The following is a 25,159-nucleotide window of genomic DNA, read 5'->3' on the forward strand; positions in this document are numbered from 1 at the left end:
GGCGCGACACCCCCACCGCCCGCCCCGGACCGCCGGGGCCTTCGGGCTTTCCAGCGGTAGCGGTGGGATTCGAACCCACGGTGAAGTTGCCCCCACACACGCTTTCGAGGCGTGCTCCTTTGGCCGCTCGGACACGCTACCGAGGGGAACTCTACCGGACGGGTGCGCGGTGACGAAATCCATAGGGCCGGGCGGCCGGCGGGGGACCCGGCGGCGGAAGTCGGCGCCGGACGTCAGCGGTGGGACTCGAAGAACTCGCGCAGCTGCTCGCCGCACTCGTCGGCGAGGACGCCCCAGACCACCTCGGGGCGGTGGTTGAGCCGGCGGTCGCGCATCACGTCGAAGAGCGAGCCGGCCGCGCCGGCCTTCTCGTCGAGGGCGCCGTAGACCACCCGGTCGATCCGGGACAGCACGATGGCGCCGGCGCACATCGTGCAGGGCTCCAGGGTGACGACCAGGGTGCAGCCGCTGAGCCGCCACTCCCCGACCCGTTCGGCCGCCTGCCGGATCGCGACCACCTCGGCGTGCGCGGTCGGGTCGCCGACCGCCTCGCGCTCGTTGTGGCCGCGCCCGATCACCTCGCCGTCCGGGCCCAGGACGAGCGCCCCGACCGGGACGTCGCCGGTGGCCGGCGCCAGGGCGGCCTCGGCGATGGCGAGGCGCATCGGCGCCGCCCAGCGGTCGCGGACCGGGTCGGGGCGGACGGGGGCGGGCAGGGGGGCGATGCGGGGGACGGCCTGCGGGGCGGATGCGGACTGCATGGCATCCAGTGTCGGGTATCCGGCGGTGGGCACTGGCCTGGTCACCGGCCTGGTCACCGCCCGCTACCGGACCGCCTCCAGGACCTCGCCGCAGCCGAGGGCCTCGGCGATCTCCTCCAGGGCGTCGCCCGGGACGGCGCCCTCGCCGCTGAGGGCGAGCAGCTCCTCGGCGGCCAGGCCGAACTCGGTGAGCAGGTGGGCGTCGCCGAGCGGGCCGACCGGGACGCCGCTGCGGGCGTCCTCGTCCTGCTCCTGCGCCTCCTCGTCCTCCTCCAGCTCGACGACCAGGTGGTCCAGGTCGCCGAACTCGCTCTCACCGGCCTGGTCGACCAGCTCGTCGGTGAGGACGGAGCCGTAGGAGCTGCGGGCGGCGGCGGCGCCGTCGGACACGAAGATCCGCGGGTCCTCCTCGCCGTCCACCCGGACGATGGCGAACCAGGCGTCCTCCTGTTCGATGAAGATCAGGACGCTGTCGTCGTCCTGCGTGGAGTCGCGGGCCAGTTCGGTCAGGTCGGCGAGGGTTTCGACGTCGTCGAGCTCCGTCTCGCTCACATCCCACCCGTCCTCGGTGCGAGCAAGCACTGCAGCGAAGTACGCCACCAGGGACACTCCCAAGATCTCGGTCTCGGCTGTCGGCGCGCTCGGGCAACGCGAAAATCTGGCCGCCCCCGCGCCAGAGGCGGTCCGCTCGTTCGGACCGTCCCATCGGAATCGTGACAGAAAGCCCGCCCTTGCGGGGGGTGTTCGGCAGCGCGTCTTTGCAGGTCGTGTCGGAAGGGCCGGCCGGCGGCCGGTGTGGCGCCGGCGCCACCGCCCGGGGCCCGCCGGATCCGGACCGGCCGGTCGGCGGAGCTGCGGGGGGAGCCGCGGGGGGAGCCGCGGGGGGAGCCGCGCCGGAACCGCTGCGGATCCTCGTCAGATCCGGAAGGTTCGCATCCGCATGGCTTCGCGCATCCGCCGTTCCTTGGTCCGCCGGGGCTGGACCCGCTCCCGGAGTTCGCGGGCCTCGGTGAGCTCGCGCAGGAAGACGGCCCGCCGCCTGCGGCGGTCCGCCTCGGTCTCCGGGGGGTCCTGTGGCGGGCCGGGGCGATTGCCCGACCGGCCTGCGGGCTCGTCCGCCGAGCCGTCCCCGGCGTTCGGGTTGCTCGTCATAAGACGTGACATTCCCAGATCAGCCCGGTTGATACCACAGGAGGCGCTTCCGTCCGGACATTCGCGGGGCGTCACGGCGCGATACAGCCGGGTGCACCCCGGCGACGGGGCGGTCGGCACGCGGCGAGTCGTACAGGCGTGCAGACCCGGGCTAACCTCGATACATGCGTCTCCACGTCGTCGACCACCCCCTGGTGGCCCACAAGCTCTCCACCCTGCGCGACGAGCGCACCGACTCGCCGACTTTCCGTCGCCTGACCGACGAGCTGGTGACCCTCCTCGCCTACGAGGCCACCCGGGACGTCCGCACCGACGAGGTGGAGATCACCACCCCCGTGGCGGTCACGCTCGGCACCCGCCTCAGCTACCCCCGCCCGCTGGTCGTGCCGATCCTGCGCGCCGGTCTCGGCATGCTGGACGGGATGACCCGACTGCTGCCGACCGCCGAGGTCGGCTTCCTCGGCATGGTGCGCAACGAGGAGACCCTGGAGGCCTCCACCTACGCCACCCGGATGCCGGACGACCTCTCCGGCCGCCAGGTCTACGTGCTCGACCCGATGCTGGCCACCGGCGGCACCCTCGTCGTGGCGATCAAGATGCTGATCGAGCGCGGCGCCACCGACGTCACCGCCGTGGTGCTGCTGGCCGCGCCCGAGGGCGTCGAGGTGATGAAGCGCGAGCTGGCCGGCCTGCCGGTCACCGTGGTCACCGCCGCCCTGGACGAGCGGCTCAACGAGAACGGCTACATCGTGCCCGGCCTCGGCGACGCGGGCGACCGCCTGTACGGCACCGCCGGCTGAGCGGATCCCCCGAACGGACGAGAGCCCCCCGGCGCGGTGCCGGGGGGCTCTCCTGTTGCGCGGGACGACCGGCCTCAGCAGCTGCCGGTGGCGGTCGGGGTGGGGGACGGCTTGGTCGCGAGGGCGAGGGCGGCGGCCGCCTGGGTCTCGTCCAGCAGGGCGTTGTAGCTGTCGCCGACCACGAAGTCCACGGTGCCGTCGGTACGGGCGTCGGCGGTGGTGGTGGCCCCGGCGATCTGCGAGCCGAGCAGGGTGGCGGCGCCGGCGCCGGCCGGGCCGGCGATCACCTGGGCGGTGCCGGGCACCTTCTTGTCCAGTTCGGCCGGGGCGTTGCCGACCTTGCCGATGGTGAAGCCGCGCTTCTTGAGCTCCTCGGCGGTCCGGCCGGCCAGGCCGCCCTTGGTGGTGGCGTTGTAGACGTTCACCGTGACGCCGGCCGGCTGCGGGATCGCGTGCGGGTCGCCCGGGGCGGCGGGCGCGCCGGAGCCGGTGGGCGCACCGGGCGTGGCGCCCGGGGAGGGGGCGGCCAGCGGCTTGCCCGACGGGGTCACGCAGGCCTGGGCGGAGGAGTTCTTGTTCTTCCCGCTGAAGATGTCGTAGAGCTGGACGCCACCGAGGCCGATCAGGGCCAGGGCGAGCAGGCTCGCGAGCCCGGAGATCACCTTGCGGCTCTTCCTCGGGGGCCGGCCGAGTCGTGGATAGGCGTTGCCGGTGACGCGGTACTGCTTCCCCTTGAGGCCTTGGGGAGTCAACATGCTCACGGTTTGTCTCCCCCTCGTGCCAGGGCGGGGTCGGGATGACGGATCGGCTGGTGCGAGTGGATCCCGTGGTGCGGGCGGATCCCCTGGTCGCGGCCGTAGTCAGCAGCGTAGTGCCGTCCGGCTGCGAAGGTACTAAATGATCATCATCTGGAGTACGCCGGTACCCGAAAGGAGGTACCCGGGTACGCGCGGACCGCCCTCCGCCGGGTGGCGAGGGGGCGGTCCAGGAGCCCGTGCAGAGGGTCCGTCATTCCATTTCGAGGACCCGGGCGTGCAGCACCTGGCGCTGCTGCAGTGCGGCCCGCACCGCCCGGTGCAGTCCGTCCTCCAGGTACAGGTCGCCGCGCCACTTCACCACGTGCGCGAAGAGGTCCCCGTAGAAGGTCGAGTCCTCGGCGAGCAGGGTTTCGAGGTCGAGTTGCCCCTTGGTGGTCACCAGCTGGTCGAGCCGCACCGGGCGTGGGGCGACGTCAGCCCACTGTCGGGTGCTCGTCCGGCCGTGATCCGGGTACGGCCGCCCATTGCCGATGCGCTTGAAGATCACACGGAAAGCCTACCGTTTGGGCGGCGGATGGCGCAGCCGCCGCGACGCCGCCACGCGCTCGGGTGTGAGCTGCGGGAGGGTGATTGCGGCTGTTTGATGGGAAATGTCGCGAACATCGCCGGGTTCCGATCGGGACACGGCCCGCCCGGGACCGGGTTCCGGGCCCGCCCCGCCTCCCCGCACCGCCCAGGAGAGTGCCCCGATGTCCTCCGCCCTCACCCCGTCGGCCGTCCGGGAGATCGCCGACGGGTACGCCTTCACCGGGCCCGCCCTCGACCTCGGCGCGGTGCTGCTGGACGGCACCGCCTACCCGGACGCCCAGGTGCGCATCCCGCTCGGGGTGCTCAACCGGCACGGGCTGGTCGCTGGCGCCACCGGCACCGGCAAGACCAAGACCCTCCAGCTGATCGCCGAACAGCTCTCCGCCCAGGGCGTGCCGGTGTTCCTCGCCGACGTCAAGGGGGACGTCTCCGGCGTCGCCGCGCCCGGCGCGCCGAGCGAGCGCACCGCCGCCCGCGCGGCCGAGGTCGGACAGCAGTGGACCCCGCAGGGCTGCCCGGTCGAGTTCTACTCGCTCGGCGGCCAGGGCGCCGGGATCCCGATCCGCGCCACCGTCACCAGCTTCGGGCCGCTGCTGCTCGCCAAGGTGCTCGACCTGAACGAGACCCAGGAGTCCTCGCTCAGCCTGGTGTTCCACTACGCCGACACCAAGGGCCTGGAGCTGTACGACCTCAAGGACCTCACCGCCGTCATCGCCTTCCTCGCCTCGCCCGAGGGCAAGGAGGAGCTGAGGACCATCGGCGGTCTCTCGTCGGCCACCGCCGGGGTGATCCTGCGCGCGCTCACCCTGCTGGAGAACGAGGGCGCCGGGGCGTTCTTCGGCGAGCCCGAGTTCGACACCGCCGAACTGCTGCGGACCGCCCCGGACGGCCGGGGCGTCGTCTCGGTGCTGGAACTGCCCGCCGTCCAGGACCGGCCGCGGCTGTTCTCCACCTTCCTGATGTGGCTGCTCGCCGACCTCTACCAGGAACTGCCCGAGGTCGGCGACCTGGACAAGCCCAAGCTGGTGTTCTTCTTCGACGAGGCGCACCTGCTGTTCAAGGGCGCCTCCAAGGCCTTCCTGGAGGCCATCACCCAGACCGTCCGGCTGATCCGCTCGAAGGCCGTGGGCATCTTCTTCGTCACCCAATCCCCGCGCGACGTCCCCTCCGACGTGCTCGCGCAGCTGGGCAACCGGGTGCAGCACGCGCTGCGCGCCTTCACCCCGGACGACGCCAAGGCGCTCAAGGCCACCGTCTCGACCTTCCCGCGCTCCTCCTACGACCTCGGCGCGGTGCTCACCTCGCTCGGCACCGGCGAGGCCGTGGTGACGGTGCTCTCCGAGAAGGGCGCGCCGACGCCGGTCGCGGCCACCCGGCTGCGGGCGCCGCAGTCCCTGATGGGGCCGATCGAGGCGGGCGCGCTGCGGGCCGTCGTCGACGCCTCGCCGCTGACGGCGCGCTACCGGGACGCGATCGACCGGGAGTCGGCGTACGAGAAGCTGGCGGCGCGGGCAGCGCGGGCGCCCAGGCCGGAGGCCGCCGCACCGGCCAGGGTGCCGAAGGAGCGGGAGCCCGCCCCGCGGCGGGAGGAGCCGAAGGGGGCGGGCGGGCTGCTCGATTCGCTGCTCAGCAACCCGACGGTGAAGTCCCTGGCGCGTTCGGCCGGGAAGCAGCTCGGGCAGGAGATCTCGCGCAGCCTGTTCGGGACGTCCAAGCGGCGGCGGTAGCGGCCGGGCCCCGCGGTGCCTACCCGGCCAGGGCGGCGCCGATCCGGTCGAGCGAGGACAGCCGCATCAGGCCGTAGTTGTAGAACTCGACCTCGGGGACGCCCAGTTCGCGCAGGGTCGCGATCTTGGCGGCGAGGTTCGCCGGACCGTCGCAGTCCGAGGCCATCGGCCGCAGGATCACCGCCATGTCCTGCGGGCGGACGCCGTGCAGGGCGAACGCGGCGATCTTCTCCCGGACGGCCTCCGGGGTCTTCGCGTAGCCGAGCGTCTCGATCTGGTCGGTCGCCTTGGCGAGCGCGGGCAGGTCGATGCCGGACAGCCAGCCCTTGCCCGGGCCGGCGCCGTCCATGAAGCTCAGCCGCATGCCGTGGCGCCGGGCCTCCTCGGTCAGTTCGGCGGCCAGCGTGGTGACGCTGGTGGTGGCGGCGTCCAGGTAGGCGGCCAGGGCGCCGTCCGCGATCGCGCTCAGGTCGGCGGGCTCGGCGGCGGCCGCCTCGTCGGCCAGCCGGCGGCGCAGCTCGGTGCGGACGGCCTCCGCGACCTCCTCCGCCGGGACGCCCGTGCGGGTGGCGGCGGCGCGGCAGTGCGGGCAGAAGCAGATGCCGAGCAGCGCCTCGGCGCCCGCGCCCAGTTCCTCGAAGTAGCGCTCGTGGTGGTAGCCGTGGCGCAGCCCGTGGAAGTGCAGGGACTCGGCCCGGATCGCGTCCACGCCGTACCGGGCCAGCTCGGCGACCAGGGTCCGCGCGTACTCCCGGACCTCCGGGGCGGCCGGGCAGAGCTCGGTGAGGTGGCGGTCGCCGAAGGCGTTGGCCGGGGCGCAGTCCGGGTGGGCGAAGCCGAGCCGGTCGTTGTGGCAGAACACCGTCCAGGCGTGCAGCTTCAGCCCCCGGCGGCGGGTCTCGGCGGCGGCCTCGGCGAAGGGGTCGCGGTCGCCGATCGCGGTGGACGGGGCGGGCGCGAGCCGGCGGCCCCGCCAGCGGGCCGGATCGGGGCGGAAGTACGCCGCGCCCGGCTCCAGGTAGCGGATCACCCGGCGGGGGTTGTGCGGGAAGACGTCCCGGGCCTCGTGGTAGACCGAGGCGAGGGTGACGCCGCCGACCCCGGCGCGGTCGGTGAGGTTGCCGAAGAAGGTGTCGGCGCCCTCGTCGAGCAGGTCGGTGGCGAAGGCGAGGACGGACGACTCCACGGTGCGGCTCCGGAGCTGGGGGCGGGTGCGCTGTCCACGCTAGCCGCAGGGGCCGGATTGGTCTATACCTGGCGATTTGAGCGGACCGGGCCCGAACGAGGGGCGACCGGATCGGGGCGGCCGGACCGGACGGGCACCCCACTACAGTGAGCCGTGTCCGACAGACCGTGTCCGACAGGCCGTGCCCGTCGGACCGTGTTCTTCAGCGTCCTTCAGCCCGAGGCCGTCCACGGCCCGTTGAGAGGTGACCACCCCATGAGCGTTCGCCCGCCGCTGCCGTACGACTTCCTGCCGCAGGTGCCGTCCTTCCCGCTGACCAGCCAGGACATCGCCGACGGCGGCACACTGGACGGGGAGTTCAGCCACGCCGGCGGCAACCGGTCGCCGCAACTGGCCTGGTCGGGGCTGCCCGAGGGCACCCGGAGCATCGCCGTCACCTGCTACGACCCGGACGCGCCCACCGGCTCCGGCTGGTGGCACTGGCTCGCCCTCAACCTGCCCGCCGACACGCTCGAACTGCCGCGCGGCGCCGGCTCCTCGGACGACGACCTGCCCGGCGCGGCCTCCTTCCACGGCCGCAACGACTTCCCCGGCCACCAGTACGACGGCGCCGCCCCGCCGCCCGGCGCCCCGCACCGGTACGTCTTCGCGGTGCACGCCCTGGACGTCGAGAAGCTGGACGTCTCCGCCGACACCCCGGCGGCCCAGATCGGCTTCCACCTGACCTTCCACACGCTGGGGCGGGCGCTGCTCACCGCCGAGTACGGGGTCTGAGCGCGGTGGGCCACGATCCGGTCGAGGTCTGGCGGCTGCCCGAGGAGGACCGGTCGGCCGGTCGCAGGGCCGTGGCCTGGACGGTCGGGCCGGCCGGGGAACTGGCCCTCCTGGTGGTGCCGGAGCAGCACCTGGCGCCGGCCGGATCCTGGCCGCCGGTCCGGCTGCCGTTCGACGGCGAGGTGGTCGTGGCCGCGCCGCAGGGGGAGTGGCGGGTGCCGCTGTCCGGCGTCTCCTGCTCGCCCGACCACCTCGGGCTGCTGCCGGGCGGCCGGGTGCTGCTGGCCGGGTACCGGGCCGAGCAGGACGGGGAGGAATGGCTGCCCAACGCGGCCGTGTACGGCGCGGACGGGGCGCTCGAACGGGAGCTCGCGCTCGGTGACGACGTCCAGGTGCTGGTGACCGACCTGGACGGCCGGATCTGGATGGCCTACGGGGACGAGGGCATCTACGGCGACCACCCGATGGCGGCCGCCGGGTTGCGGGCCGCCGACACCCGGGGCCGGGTGGTGTGGAGCCCGGACAAGCTGCCGTCCTACCCGCTGGAGGGCCTGGCCGGCGCGACCGACGGCCGGAGCGCCTGGCTGGCCTGGTACCCGAGCTCGTCGGTCAGCCACCTCACCCGGATCGACGCGGTCGACCGGCCGTCGACCACCGTGCCGTGCCCGGTCCGGCTGCCGGTCGGCTTCGCGATCCGCGGCGGGCAGGGCGTCTTCCTTTCCAGCGGTGGAGAGTTGACCTGGTACCAGCTGATCGGCAAGGAGTGGAAGCAGACCCGGCGCCGGCAGCTGAGCGTGCCCGGCGCGCTCGACCGGGTGCGGGCGCACGGCCGGGACGGCGCGCTGTGGTTCCGCGCGGGGGACTGCTGGTACCGGATCGAGGCTTAGGGCCTGCCCGGCGGATCCTGCCGGGCGGGCCCTAGTGTCCTGAGTCTTGAATTTCATTCATAAATATAGACTTGGCCTATGGCGCGGACGGGTCGACCAAAGGTCGAGTTGGTGTTGTCGGACGACGAGCGGGCCGCCCTGGAGGGGTGGGTGCGTCGCCGGTCGACGCCGCAGGCCTGGGCTTTGCGGTGTCGGATCATCCTGGAGTGCGCGAGCGGCGCGTCGAACAAGGACGTCGCGGAGCGGCTGGGATCGACCCCGCACGCGGTCGGCCGGTGGCGCGCCCGGTTCGTCGAGCACCGGATCGCCGGCCTGGGCGACATGCCCAGGTCGGGCGGCCCCCGCACGGTGACCGACGAGCAGGTGGCCGACCTGGTCGCCAAGACCCTGGAACGCACCCCGAAGGACGCCACGCACTGGTCGACCCGGTCGATGGCCAGGGAGACCGGCCTGTCGCAGTCCACCGTGTCACGGGTCTGGCGCGCGTTCGGACTGCAGCCGCACCGCGCCGAGACCTTCAAGCTGTCCACCGACCCGTACTTCGTGGACAAGGTCCACGACGTGGTCGGCCTCTACCTCGACCCGCCCGAGCGGGCCCTGGTGTTCTGCGTGGACGAAAAATCCCAGATCCAGGCGCTCGACCGGTCCCAGCCGGTGCTGCCGATGATGCCGGGCGTGCCGCAGCGGATGACCGCCGACTACGTCCGCCACGGCACCACCACGCTGTTCGCCGCACTCGAGGTCGCCACCGGCAAGGTCATCGGCTCGCTTCACCGCCGCCACCGGGCCGAGGAGTTCAAGAAGTTCCTGCTCCGGCTGGACAGGGAGGTCCCCGAGGGGCTGGACGTTCACCTGGTGCTGGACAACTACGCCACCCACAAGACCCCGGCGATCAAGACCTGGCTGGTGACGCATCCCCGGTTCCACCTGCACTTCACCCCGACCGGCTCGTCATGGCTGAACCTGGTCGAGCGCTGGTTCGCCGAGCTGACGAACAAGCAGATACGGCGAGGCGTCCACAAGTCCGTCCAGGCCCTCGAAGCCGACATCCGTGACTGGATCGCCACCTGGAACACCGACCCGAAGCCCTACGTCTGGACCAAGACCGCCGACGAGATCCTCGAACGCCTCGCCGGATATCTGAAGCGAATTCCAGACTCAGGACACTAGCCGCCCGCGCGGGTGGCCCGGTCGGCGCGGGCGGCCAGGGTGCGTAGGTGGGTGATCAGCTCCGGCGGCTCGTGCACCTCGAACTCGCAGTCCAGCGTCAGCAGCCGTACCGCCGTCCACTCCAGGGAGTCCGTGCGGGAGCGCAGCCGGCAGCGGTGCTCGTCGATCGGCTCGATCTCGGAGTCGCCCCGGTCGAAGTGCCGCCGGACGTTCGCGGCCGGGGCGTGCACGGTGGCGACCACGGCGCGGGCCGGTGACTGGCGGCGCAGCTTGCCCGCCACGTACGCGGCGGCGTCCTCGGCCGGGAGCGGGCGCGGGGTGAAGTGGGCGCCGGTGGCGCGGGGTTCGCTGAGGCGGTCGACGCGGAAGAGCCGCCAGTCGTCCCGGTCCAGGTCGTAGCCGACCAGGTACCAGCGGCGGCCGGCCGAGACCAGCCGTTCGGGTTCGACGTTGCGTCTGGTCTCGGCGCCGTCGCCGGCCCGGTAGGCGAAGCGCAGCCGTTCCCGGTTGGTGACGGCGCCGGCGAGCACGGTGAGGTCGTCCGGGTCGACGGTCGGGCCGTCGCCGGTGAGCAGTGGCATGGTGGCGGTGTTGAGCGCGCCCACCCGGTGCCGCAGGCGGCCCGGCAGCACCTGGAGCAGCTTGGCGAGGGCGCGGACCGAGGCCTCCTCTATGCCGACCACCGCGTGCCCGGCGGCCGCCCGCAGTCCGACCGCGATGGCGACGGCCTCCTCGTCGTCCAGCAGCAGCGGCGGCATCGCCGTCCCCGCGACCAGCCGGTAGCCGCCGACCGCGCCCATGGTGGCCTGCACCGGGTAGCCGAGGTCGCGCAGCCGGTCGATGTCGCGCCGGATCGTCCGGGGGCTGACACCGAGCCGTTCGGCGAGTTCGCTGCCGGGCCACTCGCGCGGGGTCTGCAGCAGGGACAGCAGGTTCAGCAGCCGTGCGGGGGTGTCCGTCATGCCGTCCAGGATGCCGGACAACTGGGACAGGATCTGACCTACATGCCCCGTACCCTCGTGGACGTGCCGACGAGCAGTGCGAGCAGCGCGAGCAGGACGAGCAGGACGAGCAGGACGAATGAGGAGTACCGAATGAAGACCGCGGACGCGGACCGACGGAGGTGGATCGCGCTGGCGATCGTGATGGTCGCCTCCTTCATGGACCTGGTGGACGTCACCATCGTCAACATCGCCATCCCCAGCATCCAGGAGGACACCGGCGCCTCCTTCAGCGCCATCCAGTGGGTCACCGGCGGCTACGCGCTGGCCTTCGCGATCGGGCTGATCACCGGTGGCCGGCTGGGCGACATCTACGGCCGCAAGCGGCTGTTCCTGATCGGCATCGGCGGGTTCACCGTGGCGTCCGCGCTGTGCGGCCTGGCCTCCGGCCCCGAGATGCTGGTCGGGATGCGGGTGCTGCAGGGCGGCACGGCGGCCATGATGGTGCCGCAGGTGCTGTCGATCATCCACGCGACCTTCCCGGCGGAGGAGCGCGGCAAGGTGTTCGGCATGTTCGGCGCGGTGGTCGGGCTGGGCGCCGTCTCCGGGCCGCTGATCGGCGCGCTGCTCACCGAGTGGGACCTGTTCGGCCTGGCCTGGCGCCCGATCTTCCTGATCAACCTGCCGGTCGGCATCGCCGGGCTGCTGCTCGGGCGCCGCTTCATCGACGAGTCGAAGGCCGAGCGGGCGCTCAAGCTGGACCTGGTCGGGGTGGCGCTGGCGAGCGTCGGCCTGCTGATGCTGATCTACCCGCTGACGCACGGGCGGGAGGCCGGCTGGCCGCTCTGGGGCTACCTGTCGATGGCCGGCAGCCTGGTGGTGTTCGCGCTGTTCGTGGCGTACGAGAAGGCCAAGACGCGGCGGGACGGCTCGCCGCTGGTCGAGCTGTCGCTGTTCCGGGTGAAGAGCTTCGCGGCCGGCATCGGCGTGCAGCTGGCCTTCGGCGTGGTCTGCGGGATCTTCTTCCTGGTCTGGACGCTGTACATGCAGCTGGGCCTCGGCTGGAGCCCGCTCAAGGCCGGCTCCACCGGCATCCCGTTCTCGCTCGCCGTCTCGGCCGCGGCCGGGCTGTCCGTGCAGAAGCTGGTGCCCCGGTTCGGACGCCGGGTGCTCCAGACCGGCGCGCTGGTGATGGCGGCGGGTGTGCTGACGTACATCTGGGAGGCGGACCGGTACGGGACGGCGATCGCGCCCTGGCAGATGGCGCTGCCGCTGGTGGTGATGGGCCTGGGGATGGGCCTGATCGTCGCGCCGATCACCGACGCGATCCTGGCGGAGGTGCCGCGCGCGCACGCCGGTTCGGCGTCGGGGCTGATCAACACCGTCCAGCAGATGGGGAACGCGCTGGGGCTCGCGCTGGTGTCGGTGGCCTTCTTCGGGGCGATGGACGACGTGGTCGCGCCGGAGGCGATGGGCACCGCGTTCGGCGGGGCGTTCGTCCACGCGATGTGGTGGGTCGCGGGGGCGCTGCTGGTGGTGTTCCTGCTGATGTTCGCGCTGCCGCGGCGCAAGGCGGTCGCGCCGGCCGGCGCGGATGCGGTGGGTGCGGTGGACGCGCCGGCGACGGCGGGTGCGGCGGATCCGACGGACGAGCGGGAGCCCGTCCTGGCCTGACGGGCACTGCTGAGGGGGCCCCGGGCGGGGGGGGGGGGGGGGGGCGCGGGCGGGGGGGGGGGGGCGCGGGGGGTGGGGGGAGGGGGGGGGGCGCGGGGGGGGGGGGGGCCCCCCCCCCCCCCCCTCGACGCATCCTGGGAGGCCATGGACCGTACGGCGGTGGACTCCTCGGCGGCTCGGCAACGGCCCCCGGCGGGGCCGGCCGGGCGACCGGCTTTCAGCGCGCCCCGGCCGTGCTCACCGCCGTCGTCCGGGTCGTGGTCTTCGCCGCGGACTTGGCCTCCTTCGCGGCGCGCTTCATCTCCTGCTTGAACTCCCGTACCAGGTCGAGGGATTCGGGCCCGGTGATGTCGGCGACCGAGCGGTGCGCGCCCTCCTCGCCGTACGCTCCGGCCGCCTCGCGCCAGCCCTCCGGCCGCACGCCGTACTGCTTGCCGAGCAGGGCCAGGAAGATCTGCGACTTCTGTTTGCCGAAACCGGGCAGGGCGTTGAGGCGGCTGAGCAGTTCCTTGCCGGTGCGGGTGTCCTTCCAGAGCGCGGCGGCGTCGGCGTCGTACTGCGCCACCAGGAACTGGCAGAGCTGCTGGACCCGTTTGGCCATCGCGGCCGGGTAGCGGTGCACGGCGGGCTTCGCGGACAGGAGGGCGACGAACTCCTCCGGGTTGTACACGGCGATCTCCCGGGCGTCCAGGTCGTTGCGTCCGAGCCGCTGGGCGATGGTCAGCGGACCGGTGAACGCCCATTCCATCGGCACCTGTTGGTCAAGCAACATGCCGACGAGCGCGGCCAGCGCACTCCGTCCGAGCAGTTCGTCGGCCTCGGGCTGCTGTGCGAGCCGGACGGTGACGTTCATGGGCTTGCCCTCCTCGGAGTTGACGTCGGGTCGGCGCCCAGTCTGGTGGACGGGGCGGGGGCGGAGGCGGTCAACACGCCCGTAGCAGGGGAAGTCTTGGTGTTCCAGGGCCTTGGCGTAGCTGGCTTGTTCGTTGGCGGAGCGACCGCCTGAGACACCCGATCCGGCGGTCGGGAGAGCCGACGGAGTACTTTTTGCCCGCGTCGGGCGGCGAAGAGGAGGGCGGCGCGGGCAGGTTGGAGGCGGCTGGTCATCTTGTATGACTGTTTCCGTTGCGCCGGTGCGGCGGCCTGTCGGCGGGCCATTCTTGGTGCAATCGACGCGTCCAGAAAGGCTCGCCCGCCGTGACCCAGCCGTTCGAACTGCCGTCCTTCTACCTGCCGCACCCGGCACGCCTCAACCCCCATCTGGACGAGGCCCGGGCCCATTCCTCCGTCTGGGCACGGGAGATGGGCATGCTGGAGGGCTCCGGCATCTGGGACCAGGCCGACCTGGACGCCCACGACTACGGCCTGCTCTGCGCCTACACCCACCCCGACGCCTCCGCCGAGGCGCTCTCGCTGGTCACCGACTGGTACGTGTGGGTCTTCTTCTTCGACGACCACTTCCTCGACATGTTCAAGCGCAGCAACGACCGCGAGGCCGGCAAGGCGCACCTCGACCGGCTGCCGCTGTTCATGCCGGCCGACCCGGCCACCCCGATGCCGGAGCCGGAGAACCCGGTCGAGGCGGGCCTGGCCGACCTGTGGCGGCGCACCGTGCCGGTGATGGGCGAGGACTGGCGGATCCGCTTCGCCGAGAGCACCCGCAACCTGCTCAACGAGTCGCTCTGGGAGCTCGCCAACATCAACGCCGGCCGGATCTCCAACCCGGTCGAGTACATCGAGATGCGCCGCAAGGTGGGCGGCGCGCCCTGGTCCGCCCAACTGGTCGAGTACGCGGCCGGCGCCGAGGTCCCGAAGGAGGTCTCCGGCTCGCGCGCGCTGCGGGTGCTGATGGACGCCTTCTCGGACGGCGTGCACCTGCGCAACGACATCTTCTCCTACCAACGGGAGGTGGAGGACGAGGGCGAGCTGAGCAACGGCATCCTGGTGCTGGAGAAGTTCCTGGAGTGCTCCACCCAAGAGGCCGCCGAGGCGGTCAACGACCTGCTCACCTCGCGGCTCCAGCAGTTCGAGAACACCGTGTTCACCGAACTGCCCGTGCTGTTCGCCGAGACCGGGCTCGCCCCCGAGGGCCGCGCCCGGGTGCTGGCGTACGTCAAGGGCCTCCAGGACTGGCAGTCCGGCGGCCACGAGTGGCACATGCGCTCCAGCCGGTACATGAACGGCGGTGGTGCGGCGGCCGGTTCGGGCGGCCGCGTCGCGGCGGGAACGGGCGGCGCGCTGCCCGGCGCCGGCAACTGGTGGGACCCGTTCGCGATCGGCGGGGTGGGCACCTCGGCGCTGGACATCCTGCGCAGCGGGGCGATGGGCGGCGGTGGACCTGCGGCCAGTCCGGTCGGCCCGGGCGGCGTCGGACCGGCCGTCCGGCGGGCCCGGTCGCACGGCCACCTGCCGTACCAGCCCGTCGGGCCGTCCCGACTGCCCGAGTTCAAGCTGCCGTTCGAGGCCACCCTGAACCCGCACCTGGGCGGCGCGCGGGAGCGGGTGATCGAGTGGGCCGAGCGGATGGGCCTGCTGGCGGAGCAGCCCGGCATCCCCGGATCCGGCATCTGGGACGCCGCGTCCATGCGGGACTACGACCTCCCGCTCTGCGCGGCCGGCATCCACCCGAACGCCACCGCAGACCAACTCGACGTCTCCTCAGCCTGGTTGGCCTGGGGGACCTGGGCCGACGACTACTACCCGGTGGTCTTCGGACGCACCCGCGACCTGGCCGGCGCCAAGCTCGCCAACGAGCGGCTCCCGCTGTTCATGCCGGTGGACGGCAGCCCCGCACCCGAGCCCGCCAACGCCCTGGAACGCGGCCTCGCCGACATCTGGGAGCGCACCGCCGGCCCGATGACGGCGGACGCCCGGCGGACGTTCCGCCAGACCGTCGAGGACATGACCGCGAGCTGGATCTGGGAGCTCAACAACCAGGTGCAGAACCGGATTCCGGACCCGGTGGACTACCTGGAGATGCGCCGCGCCACCTTCGGCTCCGACCTCACCATGAGCCTGAGCCGGCTCGCCCACGGGAAGGCCGTGCCGCCCGGGGTGCACGAGCACGGCTCGATGCGTTCGCTGGAGAACTCGGCCGCGGACTACGCGTGCATGATGAACGACCTGTTCTCGTACCAGAAGGAGGTCGAGTACGAGGGCGAGGTGCACAACGCCGTCCTGGTGGTGCAGAACTTCTTCAACTGCGACTACCCGTCGGCGGTCCGGATCGTCGACGACCTGATGCACTCCCGGCTGGACCAGTTCCAGCACGTCGCGGCGAAGGAACTCCCCGTCCTGTACGACGACTTCGCGCTGGAGCCGGAAGCGCGGGAGCTGCTGGACGGGTACGTGAAGGAGCTGGAGCACTGGCTCGCGGGCATCCTGGTCTGGCACCGGGACTGCCGCCGGTACCGCGAGGAGGACCTGCTGCGGCACTTCGGCGCGGAGCGGCAGCTCAGGGCGGGGGCGGCGGTCGAGGAACTGCCCGCGCCCGCCACGGTGCCGCTCGGCCCGACCGGCCTGGGCACGGCCTCGCTGCGCCCGCCGCTGGCCGGCGCGGCTCCGGCTGCCGGGGTGGCGACCCTGGGCTGACCGGAGGGTGCTGTGGACCACCGCGCCGCCCGCACCACCGGCCGGCCGCCCCGGCGGCCCGGTCGGGGGTGCGGGCGGCGCGGTCGGTCCGGGGCCGGGGTACGTCGGGGCCCGGGCGCCGAGTCGGAACTGACGCCCCGTCAACTGGCAGGCCGGGCCTGCCGAGTGGCCTCGATGCCGTCCAGGATCAGCCGGATGCCGTTGGTGAAGCCGCTGTCGCGGGAGCCGTCGGTCACCCCATTGGCGTCGGTGGTGTAGAGGCGGTGCAGGCGCGGGAAGTCCCGGGTGGCCTCGATGATGGCGGGCAGGAGTTCGTCCATCCAGCCCTGCTCCTCCCGGCCGTGCCGGGCCAGTGCGCTCAGCCAGGAGGCCTCCACGCTGGCCGTCCCGATGACATAGCCGAGCAGGGCCCTCATCGCGTCGCTGGCCTCCATCGGGGTGAAGCCGGCTGCCTCCAGGAAGGTGAGCAGGGCCTCGGAGAGGCGCATCCAGTTCGGCCCGAAGTAGACGAGCCCCAGGTCGCCGATCACCGACACCATCCACGGGTGGCGCAGGATGACCTGGCGCACGCTGCCCGCGCACTCGGCGACGGTGGCGCGCCAGTCTGCCGGGTTCGTGTCGGTGACCGCCGGGATCCAGATCTTGCCGAACACCTCGTCGACGGCCAGGGCGAGTAGTTCGTCCTTGTTGGCGACGTGGGTGTACATCGAGGTGGCGCCGGCGTTGAGGCGGGCGCCGAGCTTGCGCATGCTCAGGGCTTCGATGCCGTCGCTGTCCAGGATGGCGAGTGCCTCCGCGACGATCTGGGCCCGGCTGAGCGCCGGTTGCTCGCGCCGGGGGCGCTCGGGGCGGCTCCACGGTGTCCCGGGCGCGTCCTTCGACCTGGCCGGCATCCGGCCCTCCTCTCGGTCTTCGCCCGCCTGTGCTCGGCTCGGCTGCTCCGTTCAGCATAAGCCGCGCCGCACACCGTACGGCTTTGCGAACACTGTGCGGTCTACGTACAGTGTGTGGCGTCCGCACAGTGTGCGGAGCGAGGTGCACCGCGGCCGTGGGGACGGTCCGCGGTGCACCCGCGACGACTTCCGTCCGGCTACGGCCGGCGCGCTCACTTCGAAGGGGGACCGCGGTGGACCGACATCCGCGCCGCTGGCTCATCCTGGTCGTGCTCTGTCTCAGCAGCCTGGTGCTGGTGGTCGACAACATGGTGCTCACGGTGTCCATCCCGCAGATCGCGGCGGACCTCGGGGCCGGGGCCGAGGACATCCAGTGGATCATCGACTCGTACATCCTGGTCTTCGCCGGGCTGCTGCTCACCTCGGGCAGCCTCTCCGACCGGTTCGGCCGGCGGAAGATGATGATCATCGGGCTGGTGGTGTTCGGCGCCGCCTCCCTGGTCGCGGCCGTCGCCGACAGCCCCGGCCAGCTCATCGCCGGACGCGTGCTGATGGGCGTGGGCGGAGCCCTGGTCATGCCGAGCACGCTCTCCATCCTGATCACCGTCTTCGACGACGAGGAACGGCCCAAGGCGATCGCCGCGTGGAGCGCGGTGGCCATGATCGGCATGATCGGCGGGCCGGTGCTCGGCGGTGCGCTGATCGCGCACTTCTGGTGGGGCGCGGTCTTCCTGCTCAACGTGCCGGTCGCAGTGGTCGCCGTCATCGCGGCGGTCGTGCTGATGCCGGAGTCCAGAGGGCCGTGGCGCCGGCCCGACCTGCCCGGCATGGTGCTCTCGATGACCGGGATGACCGCGCTGGTCTGGTCGATCACCGTGCTGCCCCGGGACGGCATCACCAGCCCCGGCACGCTCGGCACGCTCCTCGTCGGGGTGCTCGCGCTGACCGGGTTCGCCGTCCGCCAGGTCCGGACCGACTCGCCGATGGTCCCGCTCAAGCTGTTCCGCAACCGGGTGTTCACCGGGGCCAGCTTCTCGCTCGTCCTGCTGACCTTCGCCACCGGCGGCCTGATGCTGGTCCTCACCCAGTACCTGCAGTTCGTGCTGAAGTTCTCGGCCACCGACACCGGCCTGGCGTTCCTCCCGCTGGCCGTCGCCTCGCTGGTGTTCAACGCCATCGGCGCCGTGCTCAGCAAGAAGGTCGCCCCGCGGGTGACGACCTCGGCCGGCATGCTGATCATCGCGGCCGGGTTCGGGCTGCTGGCCACGCTCTCGGTCGGCGACGGCTTCGCCAAGGTCGCCCTGGCCATGCTGGTGCTGGGCGCCGGCTCCGGCCTCGCGATGCCGGCCGCGTCCAACGCGCTGATGGGCGCGATCCCCGGCGAGCACGCCGGCGTCGGCTCCGCGCTCAACGACACCATCCAGCAGTCCGGTTCCGCGCTGGGCGTGGCCATCCTCGGCGCCGTCCTGTCCAGCACCTTCACCGGCTCGATGCCCACCGACACGCCCGCCGCCGGGAAGCACGCGATCACGGACGCGCTCGCCCTCGCCGCGAGCACCGGGGACGGCGGACTGGCCGCCGCCGCGCGCGACGCGTTCAACACCGCGGCCTCCGTCACCTTCACGGCGGGCGGGATCTCCGTCCTGGCGGCCGCGGGGTTGACCCTGGTGCTGATGCGGGACGGCCGGAAGACCGCTCCGGCGGCGGGCCCGGTCGAGGACGCGGCGGAGGTGGAGGCGGAGGTCGTCCAGCGGGTGGGCTGAGCCTGCCCTGCCCTGCCTGGCCCTGTCCTGTTCGGCCCTTTCCTGTCCGTCTCGGCCCCGTCCGCCTCGCGCGGCCGGGGCCGTGGGCGTGCCGCCGGCGTGTCGCCGACCCCCGGCGGCGCCCGGTGGCGGCGCGTAGCCTGGGCCTCATGTCCCCCGAGTACGCGGAGCGGGCGTCGAGGCTGCCGGGAGCGGTCGTGTGGAGGCGCCGGGCCGTCGGGAGCACGGGCGGCGGCGCGGCCGGGCTCGTCCTGCCCGACGGCTGCATGGACCTGCTCTGGACCGAGGGCCGGCTCCTCGTCGCCGGGCCGGACACCCGTGCCTTCCAGCTCGGACCGGGGCTGCGCGGCCCGTGGGCGGGCGTCCGCCTCCCGCCCGGCGCCGCCCCCGCCCTGCTGGGCGTGCCCGCATACGAACTGCGCGACCGGCGGGTCGACCTGGCCGACCTCCGGCCCGGAGCCGAGGTGCGCCGCCGCACCGGGCGCATCGACGCGGCGCCCGACCCGGCCGTGGCCCTGGAGGAGTTGGCGCTGCGCCTGGCGGCCGACGCGCGGCCGGTGGACCCGCTCGTCCGGGCGGTCGCCGATGCCCTGGCGGCCGGCCGTTCGGTCGCGGCGACCGCCGAGGCGGTCGGCCTCGGCGCGCGGCAACTGCACCGCCGCTCACTGACCGCCTTCGGCTACGGTCCCAAGACCCTGGCCCGGATCCTCCGCTTGCAGCGCGCCCTCGCGCTGGCCCGCTCCGGCGTGCCCCTCGCCGAGACAGCGGCCCGGACGGGCTACGCCGACCAGGCTCATCTGGCGCGCGACGTCCGGGAGTTGGCGGGAATGCCGGCGACCGCCCTGCTGCCCCGTTGACTCAGTCCGCGGCGCCCGGCAGCGGCGCGAACAGGTCGACGCCGTTGCCGTCCGGGTCGTGCACCACGGCGTACCGCTGGCCCCAGAAGGCGTCCCACGGCTTCAACTCTCCGTGGTACCCGGCGCCGACCAGGTCCTCGTAGACCGCGTCCACCTGGGCGGGGTCGGCGCACCGGAACGCCAGTGCCGTCCGGCCGCCGCCCACCGGCGGACGCCAGTCCGGATGGAACGAGCGGATGGTGGACTCGGGGTCGAGGGCCAGGCGCAGCCCGCCCGGCAGCACGGCCTCGACGTGCGGCTCCTGCTCGGCCCCGTCGGGGAACGCGAGTCCGAGCCGCCGGTAGAAGGCGATCGAGGCGGCCAGGTCCGAGACGGCGAGGCCCACGACGGCGAACTGCGGTGCTGGTGTGCTGTTCATGCCCGTCACGGTAGGCGGCGCCCGGACGCCCCGTCTTGAACGAATCGGACGGTCTCCCGGCTGGTCTGCGCATTGGCCGAGTCGGGCGCGGCCGGGGTGATGATTCTGGTGACCGGATCGCGGCGCGCCACGCCCCGATCGCGGCCCGCACCACCATTGCCGACCCCTGGGAGGGATGACTGATGCTGTACCGCAGCCTCGGAGTTGACGGACCGAAGGCCAGCGCGCTGTGCCTCGGCGCCATGACCTTCGGCACCACCGTGGACGAGCAGACCGCGACGGCGATCCTGGACCGGTTCACCGAGGCCGGCGGGACCTTCGTCGACACCTCGAACAACTACGCCTTCTGGGCCCCCGGCGGGACGGGGCACGAGAGCGAGGAACTGCTCGGCCGCTGGATCGCCCGCCGGCGCAACCGTGACGAACTGGTCCTCGCCACCAAGGCAGGAGCCCGCCCGGTGCCCGAACTCCCCTTCCCCGAACACATGGAGGGGCTGTCAGCCGCTGCGCTGCGCAACGCGGCCGAGGGCAGCCTGCGCCGGCTCGGCACCGACCGCGTGGACGTCTACTACGCCCACGTGACGGACCCGTCCACCCCGGTCGAGGAGACCCTCGGGGCCTTCGCCGAGCTGGTGGCCGATGGAAAGGTCGGCCGGCTCGGCTGCAGCAACCACAGCGCCGCGGACCTGGCTGCCGCCAACGAGCTTGCCGAGCAGCGGGATTGGCCCGGCTACCGGTGCGTCCAGCAGCGCCACAGCTACCTCCGGCCACGGCCGGACGCGGACTTCGGCATCCAGAAGCACGCCGACGAGGAGCTGCTGTCGTACGTCGCACAGCGGCCGGAGCTGCTGCTGCTGGCGTACTCCCCGCTGCTCGGCGGCGCGTACTGCCGGCCCGACCGGCCGCTGTCCGAGAAGTACCAGTGGCCGGTGGTGCAGGCCCAGTTGGCCGCCCTGGCCGAGGTGGCGAAGGAGACCGGGGCCACCGTCAACCAGGTGGTGCTCGCCTGGCTGCTGGGCCACCCGGTGCCGACGATCCCGGTCGTGGGCGCCAGCTCCGTCGCCCAGCTGGACGAGAGCCTGGCCGCCCTGGACCTGGTGCTCGACGAGGACCAGCGCCGGCGGCTGGACACCGCGGCCTGACCGCGGCGTCCAGCGCGGCCGGGCGGCCAGGCCGCAACCAACCCTCCTTGGCCGCCCGCGCCGTCCGTGCTGCCCGCCTCGAACCGGCTGCGCGCCGTCAGCCCTGGGCGCGGACCGCCCGCCACCGGTTGGCGGTGGTCTCGCTCACCGTGTAGAAGAACTCCGACTTGAACTCGGCCCCGTCACTGAGCGCCTCCACCCAGCTCATCGGCCAGTTCCGCCGGCCGTAGTGCTTGTGCACGACCCGGGTGAACGCGGACAGCACGCCGCGCAGCCGCTTCCGGTCCACGTCGAGCAGCTCGACCAGGGACGTGTAACTCACCCGCTCGCCGGGCTGCTTCGCCAGGATGTCGAGCACCCCGGTCACCGCCTGTACCGAGTCCAGCGGATCGGCCGTCAGCCGGCGCAGATCCTGCACGGTCCACTCGACGAACGGCCACTCGCCGTCCTCCTGCGGCCCCCCCTCGGCCGCCGCCGCCACCGCGGCCCCCGCAGCGGCCCCCGAGAGCTCCGCGAGGAACGCGTACACCTGCGTGACGTACTGAGCCGGCACCGGCACCGAGATGAACTGCTGGCTGTCCTGCGTCATGTTTCTTCCCCTCCGACGTGTCGCCCGTCTGGCGGCAGAACAGATACTTGCACGCCATGTGTCCAGGCGTCCAGGTATTAACCTGGACTAATTCCGAGACTAAGGGTCGATTAGTCCCTCTCGCGGCGCAGCTTGGGAGGGTGGAAGTCACTTCCGGTACCGGCCGGCCAGTCGGGGCCGTGGAGCCGACGAAGGCCCGGACCGCGTGAGGCGGTCCGGGTCTTCCGGCTGTCGCCGCCCGTTGCGGTCAGTGGAGGACGTTCAGGAAGTTGGCGGCGTCGTCGACGAAGTACACGGCGTCGTGGTCGAGGTCGACCGCGAGCCCGAACAGGGCGCCGGCGCCGGGCGGGGTGCCACTGCTGTCGAGCGTGCGGACGGCGACCTGGTCGCCGGCGGGGGTGGTCTCGACGAGGTTGCCGTCGCCGGAGTTCACCGTGAGGACGTCGCCGCCCGGGGCGACGGCCAGGCCGAGCGGCCCGTTGAGGTGGCCGCCGGTGCTGACGGTGGTGCCGGTGCCCGCGTCGGTGGTGCGGTGGACGGCGTCGGGGATCGCGGTGATCCGGTTGGCGAGGGTGTCCGCCACGTAGAGCGTGTCGTCGTGGCCCAGCCCGACGCCGGTCGGGCCGATCACCAGGGCGGCCTGGTCGGTCCGCTGGCCGAAGCCCGAGCCGATCCGGGTGGTCGCGACCCGCTGCGGCGGCGCGTCGCCCTGCCGACACAGGGTGATCCGCAGGACGGTGCCCTGGTCGACCTCGGCCCCGCCGCCCGCGACCGTGCCGTTCAGCACATTGGTCACGAACAGTTCGTCGCGGTCGTCGAAGCTGGCGGCCGTCATGTCCCACGGGCCGTTGATGCCGTCGCCGACGATCGTCTCGCGGACCGTCCCGTTGCTGTCCAGGACCAGCAGGCAGCCGGCCTGGACGGTGGCGGAGGTGCCGTCGGTGGTGGGCGTGCTGCCGACCACGACCCAGCCGCCCGGCAGAACGGTCAGCGCGGTCGAGAGCCCGACCCCGCCGGGGCAGGGCCCGGGCAGCTTCGCCGGGTCGATCCGGGCGAACTCGCCGACGGTGCCGTCCGGGCTGACCTGGACCAGGGTGGTCCCGGTGCCCTGCAGGTTCTGCCCGTTGTTGAAGTTGCTGATGAGGACGTTGCCGCGGCGCAGCTTGCCCACGCTGTGCTGGACCACGAACGTGCCGTACGGGTTCTGGTCCCCGTTCGCGGGCACGGTCGAGGCGACCGGTGACACGGTGTTCAGCGGCCCGAGGAACGGCGCCCGGCCGACGGCGCCACCCACCGCCGTGGCGCCGAACACCACCACGGCGGCGGCGACCACGCCGACCCGCCCCCAGAACCTCGTGCGCGAAGAGTGAAGTCTCATAACTCAAAGTTATGCCGCAGCCGAACCGCCCAGCACGCGGAGTTCACCCAGCGGTGTCCCCGCACCGCGAAACGACGAAGGCCCGGACCGTCGGAACGGTCCGGGCCTTCTGCCGGCGGAGGATACGAGATTCGAACTCGTGAGGGGTTGCCCCCAACACGCTTTCCAAGCGTGCGCCCTAGGCCTCTAGGCGAATCCTCCGTGGGAGAGCTTAGTACATGTTCGGGGGTGGTCGCGACCAGCAATCCCGTAGGCGGGAGGGTGGGGTTGCCTGTGGATCGTGGGGGCTCGGATCCGGTAGTGTGGGGGTCAGCCCCTCGTGTGGCGTTATCTCTCTGAACCCCCCCAGGGCCGGAAGGCAGCAAGGGTAAGAGGGCTCTGGCGGGTGCACGGGGGGTCTTTGCGTTCCCGGGCGGTTGCCGGGGGCGCCGGGGGACGGTGGTGAGGCGAGGGGCGACGCGTTTGTCGGCGCGTCCCGATATCGTCGGGGGTGTGTCCCTAGCCCTGTACCGCCGCTACCGTCCCGAGACCTTCGCGGAGGTCATCGGGCAGGAGCACGTGACCGCTCCGCTCCAGCAGGCCCTGCGTAACAACAGGGTCAACCACGCGTACCTGTTCAGCGGGCCGCGCGGCTGCGGGAAGACGACGAGTGCGCGCATCCTGGCCCGCTGTCTGAACTGTGAGCAGGGGCCGACGCCGACGCCCTGCGGAGAGTGCCAGTCCTGTCGCGACCTCGCGACCGGCGGGCCCGGCTCGATCGACGTGATCGAGATCGACGCGGCCTCGCACGGTGGTGTGGACGACGCGCGCGAGCTGCGGGAGCGGGCGTTCTTCGCGCCGGTCCACAGCCGCTACAAGATCTTCATCCTGGACGAGGCGCACATGGTGACCTCGGCCGGGTTCAACGCGCTGCTCAAGGTGGTCGAGGAGCCTCCGGAGCACCTCAAGTTCATCTTCGCGACCACGGAGCCGGAGAAGGTGATCGGGACGATCCGGTCCCGGACGCACCACTACCCGTTCCGGCTGGTCCCGCCGGGCACGCTGCGCGACTACCTGGTGGAGGTCTGCGGCCGGGAGGGCATCCAGGTCGAGGACTCGGTGTTCCCGCTGGTGGTCCGGGCCGGGGCCGGGTCGGTGCGTGACTCGATGTCGGTCATGGACCAGCTGCTGGCCGGCGCCGCCGAGGGCGGCGTGACGTACCAGATGGCGACCTCGCTGCTCGGGTACACCGACTCGGCGCTGCTCGACGAGGTGGTGGACGCCTTCGGCGCGCACGACGGGGCGACGGTGTTCCAGGTGATCGACCGGGTGGTCGAGGGCGGGCACGATCCGCGCCGCTTCGTCGCCGACCTGCTGGAGCGGCTGCGTGACCTGGTGATCCTGGCCACCGTGCCGGAGGCGGGGGAGAAGGGGCTGATCGACGCCCCGGCGGACCGGGTCGCGATCATGCAGGCGCAGGCGGACGCGTTCGGTTCGGCGGAGCTGAGCCGGGCGGCGGACATCGTCAACACCGGGCTGACCGAGATGCGCGGCAACGCGGCGCCGAGGCTGCAGCTGGAGCTGATCTGCGCCCGGGTGATGCTGCCGGGTGCCTACAGCGACGAGCTGTCGTTGCAGGCGCGGCTGGACAAGCTGGAGCGCCGGGCGGCGGCGGGCGGGTTCGCCGCGCCGATGACGGTGGGGGTGCCGGTGGCGGCGACCATGGCCCCGCCCGTTCCGGCGACGGCGACGGCGCCGGTGGCGGTGCCGGTGCCGGTGGCGGAGACCGCCCCGGTGCAGGCCGCGCCGGTCGCGGCAGCCCCTGCGGCAGCCCCTGTACCGGCCGCACCGGCCGCACCGGCAGCCCCCGCGGCGCCCGCCGGGCCCGCGCCGGGTGCCTGGCCGATCCCGCGCAGCTTCCCGCCGGCGGGCGGCGCCCCGGCCGCGGCCCCCACGCCGCAGCCGCCGGCCCAGGCCGCCGAGGCCGTAGAGGCCACCCCGGCCCCGATGTCCGCCCCCGCCCCCGCCCCCGCCCCCGTTCCTGCCCCCGCGGCGCCCGCGCCCGCCCCGGCCGGGCAGCCCGCCGGGCCGGCTTCGGCCGCCGCGCCGCAGGGCGCGGCGCAGGTCCCGC

At 73.0% G+C, this 25,159-nt stretch carries 23 protein-coding genes, 2 tRNA genes and 1 other RNA gene; 12 read left to right on the forward strand and 14 right to left on the reverse strand.

Annotated features, from left to right (window positions below):
* Positions 1-54: 54 nt before the first annotated feature.
* From ACFV6I_RS18800 to ACFV6I_RS18815, 4 genes are all read right to left on the reverse strand, one after another.
* Positions 55-141 (reverse strand) — tRNA-Ser (locus ACFV6I_RS18800).
* Positions 142-233: 92 nt separating this feature from the next.
* The gene (gene tadA, locus ACFV6I_RS18805) at positions 234-761 is read right to left on the reverse strand and encodes a tRNA adenosine(34) deaminase TadA (protein WP_380426421.1); all 528 of its coding nucleotides are present in this window, start codon (positions 759-761) and stop codon (positions 234-236) included.
* Between the two features lie 63 nt (positions 762-824).
* A complete protein-coding gene (locus ACFV6I_RS18810; protein WP_063351275.1) occupies positions 825-1,361 on the reverse strand; it encodes a tRNA adenosine deaminase-associated protein in 537 nt (178 codons plus the stop codon).
* 315 nt (positions 1,362-1,676) lie between these two features.
* On the reverse strand, positions 1,677-1,913 hold the full coding sequence (locus ACFV6I_RS18815) for a hypothetical protein (RefSeq protein WP_063348632.1): 237 nt from the start codon (positions 1,911-1,913) through the stop codon (positions 1,677-1,679).
* 164 nt (positions 1,914-2,077) lie between these two features.
* On the opposite strand from ACFV6I_RS18815, the gene upp reads away from it, so the two are divergent.
* A complete protein-coding gene (gene upp / locus ACFV6I_RS18820) occupies positions 2,078-2,713 on the forward strand; it encodes a uracil phosphoribosyltransferase (RefSeq protein WP_063348633.1) in 636 nt (211 codons plus the stop codon).
* Positions 2,714-2,787: 74 nt separating this feature from the next.
* On the opposite strand, the gene ACFV6I_RS18825 is transcribed toward upp, so the two are convergent.
* Together ACFV6I_RS18825 and ACFV6I_RS18830 are read right to left on the reverse strand one after the other, a co-directional pair.
* A complete protein-coding gene (locus tag ACFV6I_RS18825; RefSeq protein ID WP_208869181.1) occupies positions 2,788-3,468 on the reverse strand; it encodes a LytR C-terminal domain-containing protein in 681 nt (226 codons plus the stop codon).
* 253 nt (positions 3,469-3,721) lie between these two features.
* Positions 3,722-4,018: a type II toxin-antitoxin system VapB family antitoxin gene (locus tag ACFV6I_RS18830; RefSeq protein ID WP_063348635.1), complete on the reverse strand. Its 297-nt coding sequence runs from the start codon at positions 4,016-4,018 to the stop codon at positions 3,722-3,724.
* A gap of 202 nt (positions 4,019-4,220) precedes the next feature.
* On the opposite strand from ACFV6I_RS18830, the gene ACFV6I_RS18835 reads away from it, so the two are divergent.
* Positions 4,221-5,786, forward strand: a complete 1,566-nt coding sequence (locus tag ACFV6I_RS18835) for a helicase HerA-like domain-containing protein (RefSeq protein WP_380426423.1) — start codon at positions 4,221-4,223, stop codon at positions 5,784-5,786.
* A 19-nt stretch (positions 5,787-5,805) separates the two neighbouring features.
* On the opposite strand, the gene ACFV6I_RS18840 is transcribed toward ACFV6I_RS18835, so the two are convergent.
* On the reverse strand, positions 5,806-6,972 hold the full coding sequence (locus tag ACFV6I_RS18840; RefSeq protein ID WP_380426424.1) for a hypothetical protein: 1,167 nt from the start codon (positions 6,970-6,972) through the stop codon (positions 5,806-5,808).
* Positions 6,973-7,227: 255 nt separating this feature from the next.
* Between ACFV6I_RS18840 and ACFV6I_RS18845 the strand changes: the two genes are divergently transcribed.
* From ACFV6I_RS18845 to ACFV6I_RS18855, 3 genes are all read left to right on the forward strand, one after another.
* Positions 7,228-7,746 carry a YbhB/YbcL family Raf kinase inhibitor-like protein gene (locus ACFV6I_RS18845; RefSeq protein WP_380426426.1) on the forward strand — a complete coding sequence of 173 codons (519 nt, stop codon included), beginning with the start codon at positions 7,228-7,230 and terminating at the stop codon, positions 7,744-7,746.
* 5 nt (positions 7,747-7,751) lie between these two features.
* Positions 7,752-8,633: a hypothetical protein gene (locus ACFV6I_RS18850; RefSeq protein ID WP_380426428.1), complete on the forward strand. Its 882-nt coding sequence runs from the start codon at positions 7,752-7,754 to the stop codon at positions 8,631-8,633.
* Between the two features lie 78 nt (positions 8,634-8,711).
* A complete protein-coding gene (locus ACFV6I_RS18855; RefSeq protein ID WP_380426430.1) occupies positions 8,712-9,803 on the forward strand; it encodes an IS630 family transposase in 1,092 nt (363 codons plus the stop codon).
* Here ACFV6I_RS18855 and ACFV6I_RS18860 read toward each other — a convergent pair.
* Positions 9,800-10,765 (reverse strand): YafY family protein, encoded by a 966-nt coding sequence (locus ACFV6I_RS18860; protein WP_363370701.1) that lies wholly within the window; start codon positions 10,763-10,765, stop codon positions 9,800-9,802. The two genes, ACFV6I_RS18855 and ACFV6I_RS18860, sit on opposite strands and share 4 nt — an antisense overlap.
* Before the next feature lie 132 nt (positions 10,766-10,897).
* Here ACFV6I_RS18860 and ACFV6I_RS18865 point away from each other — a divergent pair, with 132 nt between their 5' ends.
* The gene (locus ACFV6I_RS18865; protein WP_380339881.1) at positions 10,898-12,418 is read left to right on the forward strand and encodes an MFS transporter; all 1,521 of its coding nucleotides are present in this window, start codon (positions 10,898-10,900) and stop codon (positions 12,416-12,418) included.
* Between the two features lie 217 nt (positions 12,419-12,635).
* Here ACFV6I_RS18865 and ACFV6I_RS18870 read toward each other — a convergent pair whose 3' ends face one another.
* Complete coding sequence (locus ACFV6I_RS18870; RefSeq protein ID WP_063348640.1) at positions 12,636-13,271, reverse strand: HhH-GPD-type base excision DNA repair protein; 636 nt, start codon at positions 13,269-13,271, stop codon at positions 12,636-12,638.
* A gap of 344 nt (positions 13,272-13,615) precedes the next feature.
* Between ACFV6I_RS18870 and ACFV6I_RS18875 the strand changes: the two genes are divergently transcribed.
* Complete coding sequence (locus ACFV6I_RS18875) at positions 13,616-16,009, forward strand: germacradienol/geosmin synthase (RefSeq protein ID WP_380426432.1); 2,394 nt, start codon at positions 13,616-13,618, stop codon at positions 16,007-16,009.
* 140 nt (positions 16,010-16,149) lie between these two features.
* On the opposite strand, the gene ACFV6I_RS18880 is transcribed toward ACFV6I_RS18875, so the two are convergent.
* On the reverse strand, positions 16,150-16,902 hold the full coding sequence (locus ACFV6I_RS18880; RefSeq protein ID WP_063348641.1) for a TetR/AcrR family transcriptional regulator C-terminal domain-containing protein: 753 nt from the start codon (positions 16,900-16,902) through the stop codon (positions 16,150-16,152).
* A 233-nt stretch (positions 16,903-17,135) separates the two neighbouring features.
* Here ACFV6I_RS18880 and ACFV6I_RS18885 point away from each other — a divergent pair, with 233 nt between their 5' ends.
* Together ACFV6I_RS18885 and ACFV6I_RS18890 are read left to right on the forward strand one after the other, a co-directional pair.
* Positions 17,136-18,665 (forward strand): MFS transporter, encoded by a 1,530-nt coding sequence (locus ACFV6I_RS18885; RefSeq protein ID WP_380426434.1) that lies wholly within the window; start codon positions 17,136-17,138, stop codon positions 18,663-18,665.
* A gap of 149 nt (positions 18,666-18,814) precedes the next feature.
* Positions 18,815-19,522, forward strand: a complete 708-nt coding sequence (locus ACFV6I_RS18890; RefSeq protein ID WP_380374515.1) for a helix-turn-helix domain-containing protein — start codon at positions 18,815-18,817, stop codon at positions 19,520-19,522.
* Between the two features lies 1 nt (position 19,523).
* Here the strand turns inward: ACFV6I_RS18890 and ACFV6I_RS18895 are convergent, their stop codons facing one another.
* On the reverse strand, positions 19,524-19,940 hold the full coding sequence (locus ACFV6I_RS18895) for a VOC family protein (protein ID WP_380426436.1): 417 nt from the start codon (positions 19,938-19,940) through the stop codon (positions 19,524-19,526).
* 182 nt (positions 19,941-20,122) lie between these two features.
* On the opposite strand from ACFV6I_RS18895, the gene ACFV6I_RS18900 reads away from it, so the two are divergent.
* Entirely contained in the window at positions 20,123-21,082 is a 960-nt protein-coding gene (locus ACFV6I_RS18900; RefSeq protein ID WP_380426438.1) for an aldo/keto reductase, read from the forward strand.
* Between the two features lie 97 nt (positions 21,083-21,179).
* Here ACFV6I_RS18900 and ACFV6I_RS18905 read toward each other — a convergent pair whose 3' ends face one another.
* The 3 genes from ACFV6I_RS18905 to ACFV6I_RS18915 form a co-directional block, all read right to left on the reverse strand.
* Positions 21,180-21,671: a hypothetical protein gene (locus tag ACFV6I_RS18905; RefSeq protein WP_063348646.1), complete on the reverse strand. Its 492-nt coding sequence runs from the start codon at positions 21,669-21,671 to the stop codon at positions 21,180-21,182.
* Between the two features lie 247 nt (positions 21,672-21,918).
* Positions 21,919-23,049, reverse strand: coding sequence for a hypothetical protein (locus ACFV6I_RS18910; protein ID WP_380426440.1), 1,131 nt, complete (start codon positions 23,047-23,049; stop codon positions 21,919-21,921).
* Between the two features lie 116 nt (positions 23,050-23,165).
* Positions 23,166-23,250, reverse strand: a tRNA-Ser gene (locus ACFV6I_RS18915).
* Between the two features lie 110 nt (positions 23,251-23,360).
* Here ACFV6I_RS18915 and ffs point away from each other — a divergent pair.
* Together ffs and ACFV6I_RS18925 are read left to right on the forward strand one after the other, a co-directional pair.
* Positions 23,361-23,451: signal recognition particle sRNA small type (gene ffs, locus ACFV6I_RS18920), an RNA gene on the forward strand.
* 90 nt (positions 23,452-23,541) lie between these two features.
* On the forward strand, positions 23,542-25,159 hold a 1,618-nt coding region (locus tag ACFV6I_RS18925; protein ID WP_380426442.1), incomplete at its 3' end, for a DNA polymerase III subunit gamma and tau.

Source organism: Kitasatospora sp. NPDC059803 (genome assembly GCF_042732255.1).
Lineage (GTDB): Bacteria > Actinomycetota > Actinomycetes > Streptomycetales > Streptomycetaceae > Kitasatospora.